Annotated in this window: 7 protein-coding genes, 1 pseudogene and 2 CRISPR repeat arrays; all 8 genes and pseudogenes read right to left on the bottom strand. The window is 29.2% G+C overall.

What is annotated here, in order from left to right; translation table 11 throughout:
• Positions 1–174 precede the first annotated feature (174 nt).
• Positions 175–504: a CRISPR direct-repeat array (repeat unit 38 nt; unit sequence AGTTTCAAACCGTGTTGTGATAGAATTAGGTTTGCAAT).
• A gap of 266 nt (positions 505–770) precedes the next feature.
• Positions 771–1,343, bottom strand: coding sequence for a CRISPR-associated protein Cas4 (gene cas4, locus AVBRAN9333_RS09215; protein WP_336609889.1), 573 nt, complete (start codon positions 1,341–1,343; stop codon positions 771–773).
• Between the two features lie 61 nt (positions 1,344–1,404).
• The gene (gene cas2 / locus AVBRAN9333_RS09220) at positions 1,405–1,671 is read right to left on the bottom strand and encodes a CRISPR-associated endonuclease Cas2 (protein WP_336609890.1); all 267 of its coding nucleotides are present in this window, start codon (positions 1,669–1,671) and stop codon (positions 1,405–1,407) included.
• Between the two features lie 2 nt (positions 1,672–1,673).
• Positions 1,674–2,630 carry a CRISPR-associated endonuclease Cas1 gene (gene cas1 / locus AVBRAN9333_RS09225; RefSeq protein WP_336609891.1) on the bottom strand — a complete coding sequence of 319 codons (957 nt, stop codon included), beginning with the start codon at positions 2,628–2,630 and terminating at the stop codon, positions 1,674–1,676.
• A complete protein-coding gene (locus AVBRAN9333_RS09230) occupies positions 2,624–6,406 on the bottom strand; it encodes an HNH endonuclease domain-containing protein (protein ID WP_336609892.1) in 3,783 nt (1,260 codons plus the stop codon). The genes cas1 and AVBRAN9333_RS09230 overlap by 7 nt, the downstream gene beginning before the upstream one ends.
• A 441-nt stretch (positions 6,407–6,847) precedes the next feature.
• A CRISPR array of direct repeats spans positions 6,848–7,316; the repeat unit is 34 nt; unit sequence GCAAACCTAATTCTATCACAACATGGTTTGAAAC.
• A gap of 102 nt (positions 7,317–7,418) precedes the next feature.
• Positions 7,419–7,610, bottom strand: coding sequence for a hypothetical protein (locus tag AVBRAN9333_RS09235; protein WP_336609893.1), 192 nt, complete (start codon positions 7,608–7,610; stop codon positions 7,419–7,421).
• Between the two features lie 149 nt (positions 7,611–7,759).
• Positions 7,760–8,689 (bottom strand): annotated as a pseudogene (locus AVBRAN9333_RS09240) (phage head morphogenesis protein); the annotation flags it as partial.
• Between the two features lie 665 nt (positions 8,690–9,354).
• Positions 9,355–9,540: a hypothetical protein gene (locus AVBRAN9333_RS09245; protein ID WP_336609894.1), complete on the bottom strand. Its 186-nt coding sequence runs from the start codon at positions 9,538–9,540 to the stop codon at positions 9,355–9,357.
• Positions 9,541–9,637: 97 nt separating this feature from the next.
• A complete protein-coding gene (locus tag AVBRAN9333_RS09250; RefSeq protein ID WP_336609895.1) occupies positions 9,638–10,354 on the bottom strand; it encodes a phage head morphogenesis protein in 717 nt (238 codons plus the stop codon).
• Positions 10,355–10,379 lie beyond the last annotated feature (25 nt).

A 10,379-nucleotide genomic window follows, 5' to 3' on the forward strand; every position in this document is an offset into this window, starting at 1 on the left:
AATATTTTAAAATATTTAAATAATTTAAACTCACTACTAGTTTTTCTACTTTATATTTTTTTACTTAATCGTATTTGTTTTGTATTACTATGTTATATTATTAATTTCTAGCATTCTTACAACAGAATTAGGTTTGCAATAAAGCTTAATGATGAAATTATTTATTAATTAGACAGTTTCAAACCGTGTTGTGATAGAATTAGGTTTGCAATAAACTATGTGCTAGTTTTGCAAGGGTGCTAAATTTAGTTTCAAACCGTGTTGTGATAGAATTAGGTTTGCAATTAATTTGACTAACCACACAAACGCTGGATATGGAGTTTCAAACCGTGTTGTGATAGAATTAGGTTTGCAATCCAAGAAGAATTTTAAGTGTAAAAGATATAGTTAATTTGTTTCAAACCGTGTTGTGATAGAATTAGGTTTGCAATAATGTCTATTTCATTCATTACTGGCATTCCTGGCAGGTTTCAAACCGTGTTGTGATAGAATTAGGTTTGCAATAGCAAGGAAAACTTGTTTGTATGTTAAGTATTTGAGAGTTTTTAAAAAATAGTGATTTTTCCACTTTTAAAATTCTTTCAAATTTTAGTACTTTAGTGGAAAAATTAAACCTATGTTTAGTTTGTATCACTAAAATTAAAAAGCAAATCTAATTCTATCACAACGAGCGTTTGAAATCATAAGTAGGTAGAAATACCGAAAAGTTAGTAAAATATCGGGCAACTGGCTTAGCCACCCCGATAAACTTTAACACAAACATACTAAATTTATTCCCTATCATCACAATAGTTAAAAAATTCACATTGATTACAAGCATTAAGACTAGCGCTACTATTTGGAAAAACTCCATTATCTAAAAGATTTTTCATATCTTTTACAACTCTTTTAAGCCTAGCAAAATCATTCGGAAAAATATTAAAAACCTTATGTTTTAGATGATTTGATGAGCATAAAATCACTCTTTTGCAAGGCTTAGCATAAGTTTTACTAGCTATTTTTGCGTATGCTAGTAGTTGCATTTTCGCCCCGTTACTAAGATTTAGATTATTACTTTGTTTAAACTCAAGCACCACCACCTCATCAACCCCAACAAATAGCATATCACAAACCCCACACAGCTCATCATCTTCTAAATATTGATTTTTATAGGCTTTATATTCGCTTAGCCCAAGTTTAGCAAATGTGCGACTTTTGAAAAGCTCATCTTGCTTTTTATGAAAATCATTGCCAAAATCTACATGCTTAGGATACTTTGGTGTAATATCACAAAAATTATAAAAATAAAATATCCTAGGACAAAACACAAACTGCCTAATCAAACTCGCCTTCAAAAGTTCCATGAAATTCCTATTTCAAATTATTTAAAATTCTCATTGTTTTGGTTAAAATATACACAAGTTACTAAATACTATCAAAACTAAGTTGCTCTAAATCAGCCTTTTTATAGCCGTGCGTATAGTCTAAATCTATCTCGCACCTACACAAAAACGCCTTATCTCCATCACCACAAAACTTTTTAAAAAGCTCTTTTACCACCTTTATCTCACTTTTGCTAAGCTCTCCATAAAAGACTGATTTTTGGATATTTAAAAGCCCTAAGTATTTTAACTCTTCAAAAAGTTTTGTTCGTGATTTGTTATCTTCTATATCGTAGCTTACAATATACACACTCACCACCTAAACACATAAGAATGATAATTATTAGCACCACACAAAAACCCACTAAGCTTATAAATTTGTCTTTGTATGATGCTTTCAAGACTTAGCTTTGAGTGATTATATGGCAACTTTTTAGCAAGTGAGCTAAAAATCTCATTTGAAATTAGCTTTTTACACTCATTAAAATCACCCTTTAGCTGATGCCTTAGTTTGATGATATTTCTATCAACTAAAAAACTTCTATACTCCTCCATAATGTCCAAAACTAACGATGGCTTAGCACTTCTTAAGCTATGAAGCACCCCAAAATATGGGTTTAACCCTGCGTTTATCACGCTTTTATAAATTATGTTTAAAAGTATTGCGTAGCCGTAATTTAGGGCTTTATTTACATTATCATCTGCATATCTGCCCGTGCGATTTACAAACTCATCTCCTAAAAGCCTTGTTTGTCTAAGATAATCAAAATAAACTTTTGCCGCACTTCCTTCAATGCCAAAAATGCTATCTTTTGTCATTTTATAAGTTTTTAGCTCGTTAATAAATGTTTTTAATTGCTCGGTGGTTTTTTGTTTTAGCAAATCATCTTGCAAATACCTTGAAAAGTATAAAATCGTGGAGCGTTGGTTTTTGATTTTACCTATGATTAGCTCTTTTGCTAAGGCTAGGTCTTTGCCGTTTTGTTCGCTTAAAATCTGATGTTTTATCACATTTACGCTTTTATGCTCGTGTAAAGTGTGTAAAGCTAAATGAGATTTAAAATCATTAAAAAATATCTTAACCCCACGCACTCCACAAGCATAGGCTAAGTCACTACTTAGTCCTACACCACGAGATTTTATACTTATGGTTTTTAGGTTTTTAAGTGGATATTCTTTGATTAACTCTCCATCTTTTTTGACTATTAATCTAGCCGATTTTAGCCCCAAATACACCCCGTAAGAATTCACCACGAGATGTTTTAGCATATATTATCTTTCATAATTTGTCTATTTGCTTTTGAGGTTTGATTTGTTGTGTATTTTAGCCCTAAAACTTCAAAATTATCACAAATTATACTAGCTTTATAATCCCTTGGCTTACCTAAAAACTCAACTAATTCAACATTTAAACACTCATCACAAAACTTCACCCATTTATCGTTTTTATCATTTAATGCACTCTTAAAAATATCCAAATCATATCCTAATTTTGCCTTATTAAAATGCACTTGCACCGTATGTCTAGCAGCTTCACTAACTATAAAATCAAGCTTTGAGATTTTTTCTGGTAAGTTATTTTTAATGCTTATTTTATAAATTTCTTTAGCATTTTCGCTAAGGTTTAAAATATCTAAAATATCAGCTATTTTGAGTGGTAAAACATTCTTGCTATAATATTTTATACCCACAATTCTATCCTTATCAAAATAATTTTTTGTAGCTATGTTTTCATTTGCTAAACCTTCATAGCCTGTATTTCTACGCACCACAAAACTAGCTGCACTTACAACACTTAGCGAGTATGTAACACGGCGTTTGTTTCTAGCTCTTTTTATATCTTTTTGATTGCCTGTGTAGAAATTATTTATATAAAGCTTATGGATTTTTTCTACTTCATTTTTAGTTTTTACTTCATTTTTTACTAGAATTGCATAGAACTTTTCTATATTTGCCCCATTATCTTTAGGCTTGATTAACTCGCCACTTTTAGCATCAAAAAATATATCTAAAACATCTTTTCTAACACTTGATACCAAAAACTTATCTAAAAATTTAATTTTTTCTAGTGTTTTTATATCTTTTGCCTCAAAACTTGCAAAGATTAAATCAAAAACTTTTTTGGTATCTATATGAAATCTTACCGATTTAAGTTTTTTAACTTCCATTAATAAATCAAATTCTTTTAAAATATTTAAATGCTTATCACTTAAATTTTTAGCATTTTCATATCTAAGTGAGTAAATCGTATCTTTAAATAATTGCTTTCTTGAGATTTTATCTTGACTTAATTCTAAGTACTTTTGGCTTTGTATGTTTTTTATCTCACTTTCTTTTAGATAAATCTCACTGAATTTAAACTTTGGTTCAAACTTCACATTCTCATTTATAGATACCACCTTTTTATCCTTAATAGCACTAGCTATATAAAATACAACACTAGCATCTATACAATGGCTATGGCTTGATTGAATTTTTTCTTTTGCTATTTCTGGTAAATCAAGACTTAGCTCACGCCTAATAGCACTTGTTAGCTTACTATCAATAAAATTTACATTAATATCTAAATCTTTATTCTTTGTTAGAGCTTTTTGAACTATTAGTTTAGCAAGGCGTTTTTGAGTGCCGTTTGTTGTGGTTTTTAATTTATCTTGTTCTAATAATTCCAATGCTTTAGCATAAAAGTTTTCTTTAGGCATAAAAAGTGCATGTCTAAAGGCAATTTGCTCATGATATTTTAGATTTTTATAATTTGTATATTTATCGGTATCAATACCTTTTAAAGTATTATTTATAAAGATTTTTAACTCATTTTCGTTTGCTACACCACACTTTTTGTATATATCATTTTTATATTTTTCTTTTAAATCAGTAAAATAAATATACCCATCACTTTTTCTAAAATTTTCGTATGATTTTACGGGAATTAAATTCGCTTCTGAGTTATACTTACATTTACTTCTTGGCAAGATATGATCGTACTCAGCATTTTTGAGATTTAAAGACTCCCCACTATAAGGGCATATTACAAAATGCTCTTTAGGCTTTCTTTTTACTTTAGTTTTTGTAAGCTCTTTTGCCGCGGTTTCAAAAGCAAAGGCATTTTGCTCTATATTTATACTTAATTCTTTAGTATTACTTAAATCCAAATCTTTTATAATCTCATAAGCAAGTCTATCAATATACATTTCAACCCTACCATTTATAAGCCTTGCACTATCCGAGCCAAATACCGAACACATAGCTTTTTCACCACTTGTTCTTAGTAAAGTTTGCAATGAGTGTTCCTTGCAAAGTTTATTAAAACCCTTAGTATCATCTAAGATTATATTTGCACTCTGAAGCAGCTGATTTATCATAGTTTTTAGCTTATCGCTTTTAGCTACATTTTTAAATATTTCTTGGCTAGTTATTAATTCATAGGCTTTTTTATATTGCTCTAAAATCTTTTTTAATTCCTTATCATTTGTAGCCTTGTTATCTAATAAAGCCTTTTCATCATCTAAAGCCTTGTAAAAGGAGTTTTGATAAGATTTAGCCATTTCGCTAAGATTAGTTAAAAAACCCTTTAAGGTAGTATTACCCTTAACTTTATTTTCTTTTTTATTTATAAATTCCATAAAAACATTGACATCATTTTCACTAAATCCATCAGGCTTAGCCCATAAAATACTAAGATGAGTATGTTTAAGGTTATTTTTATAAGGAGTATGACACCCACAAGGCTTTAAAAGTTTGTTTGATAATACACCTTTTTTAGCCAGCAGCAATTCATCATAATATTTATTTGCAAAGTCTTGTAAGGCATCAAAATCACTATCATTTAAACATATCGTATCTTTAAAATATTTTGCATATTTATCAAAACTTCTAGGATAAAGCTTGGTATCTTCTAAATACCCATTAGATATATCTAAAAATCTTTGAAAAACCACTTTTAACTCATTTTCATCTAATTCATCGTATTCTTTTATAACGCCGTTCTCGTCTATAGTAAGGCTTGAAAAATTAGGATTTTCTAAAATATGTTTTAGGCAAGTTTTTAGCTTATTACTAAGCTTGTCTTTTAAGACTAATACATTGCAAGTTTGTGGGTTTTTATTATTCATTCTCTCATAAGGTGGAATGCTTATTATTGGGTCATTTTTACATAGATATTCATAGCTTGAATTTTCTAGGTTTTCTAACATTGTGCGTTTGTTTTCTAACTCTTTTTCGCCTTGAAAGGTAAGAAATTTTATATTTCTTATGCTTTGTTTTCTTAATTTTTCATCATCAAAAACATCATCAAATTTGTTATTAAAATACCTTCTTAAAACCCTTGTTTGATAATTTGAAATATTACCAATAAGGTTGGCTAACTCATCGGCATTTATATTTAATTTTGAAATTACGCTTTCAAATTCCACACTTTTGCAAAGTTCTTTTATGTCTTTTATATATTTTTCTCTATGCTTGTTATTTTTAAGCATTTCATTTCTAAGAGCTTCAAACATATCTGTAATAGCTTTTCTATCACTTGCTTTTATACTATAAACAAATTTATCGTTATCATATTTTTGCATTATTAGGCTAGTTTGCTTAGCTAAAAACTCACAGAATTCATCAGTATCATACTCGTTTGCAAATTTTGAAAGCCTTAATTCATAGTTGTTTTTACTAATGCAGTTTTTAAACTCATAGCTATCAATTTCGTTTAATATTTCTAAACTCTCATCGCTAATGTCATTTTCAAATTCTATATTTATATAATTAAACCCACGATTTTTAAGTAGTCCATATATTAGCTCAAGTTCGCTTTGGCTTAAATCTTTGATTTTGATTTTATTTAACAATTCATCTAAAAGCCTTCTAGCAAATTTTGACCTTTTTATACCCCTTTTTTGGTGTCTTTTGGAAGTTCTATCTTTTTTCAAAAAATTTATAAAAGATGGGTCAAAAATATAGTTCATAGCCGTTTTATATACAATCTTTCCATCTTTTGTATGTGTTATAAATACTCCATTATTTTTTGCTCCCATATCTATGCCAATATAAGTTTTCATTCGTGTTCCTTTAAATTCATTTGTGTGAGTATATATAAAATATTATAATTTATAAATGTTATGGAATAAATAATAAAATATCGGAGTTATAAAATAATTATCCGATATTTTTCTACTCTTATTAGTGATTTTAAAATCAAAAGTTTTAAAACTAACATTTACCTATACATAAAATATCATGAGTTGAATTAATTTTACTGAAGGGTTATCGGGGTGGCTAAGCCAGTTGCCCGATATTTTACTAACTTTAAAATGATTTCAAACTCTAATATATTGTGATAGAATTAGATTTGCTTTTTAATTTTAGTGATACAAACTAAACACAGGTTTAATTTTTCCACTAAAGTGCTAAAATTTGAAAGAATTTTAAAAGTGGAAAAATCACTACTTTTTAAAAACTCTCAAATACTTAACATACAAACAAGTTTTCCTTGCTCAATTGCAAACCTAATTCTATCACAACATGGTTTGAAACCACGCTTGCGTGGGGTTAGTTAAATAGCTATTCAATTGCAAACCTAATTCTATCACAACATGGTTTGAAACAAAAACTATGATAATTATTACAATGAATTATCTAAAATTGCAAACCTAATTCTATCACAACATGGTTTGAAACTAACTATTTGATATAAATTTGGCTTATTTTTCTTCCATTGCAAACCTAATTCTATCACAACATGGTTTGAAACCTAATTACTCTTTAAACCTAGATAAATCAAATGAAATCGCAAACCTAATTCTATCACAACATGGTTTGAAACAAAAGAACTTTTGCACCCTTAAGACCTCTTAGTAAATTGCAAACCTAATTCTATCACAACATGGTTTGAAACTCTAGCATCTTTAATATCATAAGAGCGAAGTGATAAAATTGCAAACCTAATTCTATCACAACACGGTTTGAAACTTAAAAACAAAAATAAAAAACTTATCGTAATTTTTTATTATAAGCCCAATTCTAATAAAATTTAAATAGAAAAATAAAAACCTATAATTACCAAAATTTTTATTATTGCTTTTTTGCAAGACCTGCTTTTATATCTAAATTATTAAGCTTATTTATGCTTTTTGTTAGATTATTCATTTTATCAGTGCTAAGCTTTGCAATTTTGCCTAGTTTTTCTAATCTTTCTTGCTGTATTTTTAGCTTATCAAATCCACCTAAGGCTAACTTTAGCCCTAAGCCAAACTGCATATCCATTAAGTTCTCCTTAATTATGTTTATTTATAATACCCTTAACTTTGTGTGTGATTGACGCAAAAAAGGGGCTTGTAGTTTAGGTTGGGTCTTGACTAAAGCTTTAAAAGGTCTAATCAGCCTTACGTTAGTTAGCTTTCCCCACCCTGACATCACTCATCATCAAACCTTAAACTATCCACTAAATACCTACCTTTATCAGGTCTTAAAACAAGTTTATATCTCCTACCTAAAATACTATAAATGATGGTTTTACCTCTTTGCTTACTTTCTTTTTCATCTATGCTACCCTCTTTAATAATCCTATCTATAAGCGTATAATCCATAGCTGTGATACTTGTGTGTTTTAGGTGCGTTGCTATCTGATACTTGTCTAAAAACACACTAGAGCCGTCAAGTTTTGCTACTTCTATAAAGGCGTGTTCTCTTTTGTTTTTAGCTTTTAGATTTTCGGTAATTAAACTTATTTTCTTTTTAAAAGCTTCGTTTATATCGTCTTTTTGCTTTTGTGTTGGATTTTCTAAGCCTTTTAATTTTTGCTTGATAAAAGCATCATACTTAGGCTTAAATTCATCATAACTTGCCTTTATCTCTTTGTATAAGCTTTCTCTTTTGATGTAGTCTGTAAAAGCATTATTCATAATCCTACGAGCTTGTTTTCTTAAAGTTTCATCTACACTTTTTACCTTTTCTTCTAATACTTTAAATAAAGCATTATTAGGCTCAATAGGATTATTATCAAATCCACGCACAGCAGCATTTAATGAACTTATTGGGTCTTTTGCGTTTTCTTTATAGCCAAATGCTTTAGCTTCATCAAGGCTTAAAACCTGTGTTTTGCACCTACAACCCCAGCCATTAGGCGGGTAATTGTTACGCCAAAAAGAATGCTCCTTAGGTAAAATAAGTCCGTGAAAGGCTTTGTGGCTATCCCTAACCCTATTATCCATAATTGCTACATATCTTAAGTAAGGCTTATCGCTAATTAGTTGTTTTTCATACCTAGCAAAGCTATATACTTGTCTTAGGTTTTGATTATAGACAATTTTTAAATGGTGTTTATGAAGTCCACTAATGCTTTCTAGCTCTTTTACGCAATCTTAAAGCTCGTGCCATTTAAATAAGCTTTTTTTAAGTATACTATGCATTCTTTTAAATGTTTCAATTTCATTTATTCCACTTATTAAAAATGTACGATTATATGTACTAAAGCGAAGTTTATCTAAATCATAATCTTTAGGTAATTTATCATCAAAGTATTTAATTGCGTCTAAAGGACTTAGATTAGATGAATCAGCATGATTTATTCTTCTGTATCAATTACAACAGTATCTCCGCTAAGCACTGCGTGGATTTCGATAGCTAATTAATCAGGTTTTGAATTTGTTTTTTGACAATATACGAAGATTTTAGCGAAATCGCTATAAATGAGATTAAAGAAGAAACAAAAGACCTTTTAGAAAATCATCTTAAAAGCGATTTAAAAGGTATTTAAAGCTAACATTATTTGACAAATAAGTTTAAATGAGTTAAAATGCTGGCATGAGAATTGTTATGTGTTCATAGCATCATCGCCATAGAGGGCGGCGGCTCATTGGCTATGAAACACTCAGCCCTCCTTTCTTACTTCTTATAAATTTGACAAGTAATGCAAAATCCACTAAAATATCACAATAACTACTATCAAGTATGAGACCAAAGACAAATGCGGCGAGTCCTCTTTATCTCGTTACTGAGCCGCTAGTAGTTATTTTTTATAGATTATTTTACCTTGAGTTAAAATATCATTTAGATAATCCTCTCTATCGCTTAAAAACATAGTTTTATTATTTATCACATCGCCTTTTTGATTTACTACCATTACTAAAGCTTTTTTTATATTATCATCATAAAACCATTTTATATATGTTTTTTTTAATGACTGACTTATCAAATCTAGGGTCTAATTCTTGACTTAGTCTAATCTCATCAGGGTCATTTATTAACTTTTGGAAATAATCAATGTATAAATGACGATTTCTTTTTTTGATTTATGGAGCATTTTTCTTTTTATCCATAAAAAACATATCATCAAGCCTTATTACATCGCCTATCTTATCAATTAATAATTCTCCTTTTTTAGCATTAAATCTTTCATAAACTTTATTTAAAGCTTCTTCATCGCTAAGATTGTCATAGCTTGGATTTTTTGGTAATTTATCAAGACTTGAGCTAAGTTGGGTCTTTACATTATTACTTACACCAATCCTTTTATCATACGCAAATTGCTCACTTGCGATATTTGGTGGATTTGTCATTATTTTATATTTTCTTGCTTCTATTTCACTAATTGGTATTACATAACATTTGCAGTTATAATCATTCGGTGGGTAGTTTATCAGCCACCAAGCATCATCTTTGTGGATTGCAACATTATGCATTTTAGAATGACTACTTCTACTTGTGCTAAGCTTTGCTGATTTGTAAAGCCAATATGTTTTATAAGTGTAGTTCATCATCACTTTTGCACGGCTTAGATTATAAGCTCTTTGCATATTTGTTGTATAGATTGTTTTAAGTCTTGATGAATTTATATTTATACTTCTTACTTCGCCTGTGAGTGGATTTACAATGTCTTTTTTTCCGTACCAGCCTTTATCACTTAAAGTAGCTTTTAAGCCCTTTTTAAATTCATTAAATCCTACACCATCTTTTTGAGCCTTAAGTAATGCATCGTGAATATCATTTAAAATATCTATTTTTATAATCTCATACTAAAAAACACAATTAAAT

The sequence above is a fragment of the Campylobacter sp. RM9333 genome (assembly GCF_020137705.1).
In the GTDB taxonomy this organism is placed as follows: domain Bacteria; phylum Campylobacterota; class Campylobacteria; order Campylobacterales; family Campylobacteraceae; genus Campylobacter_E.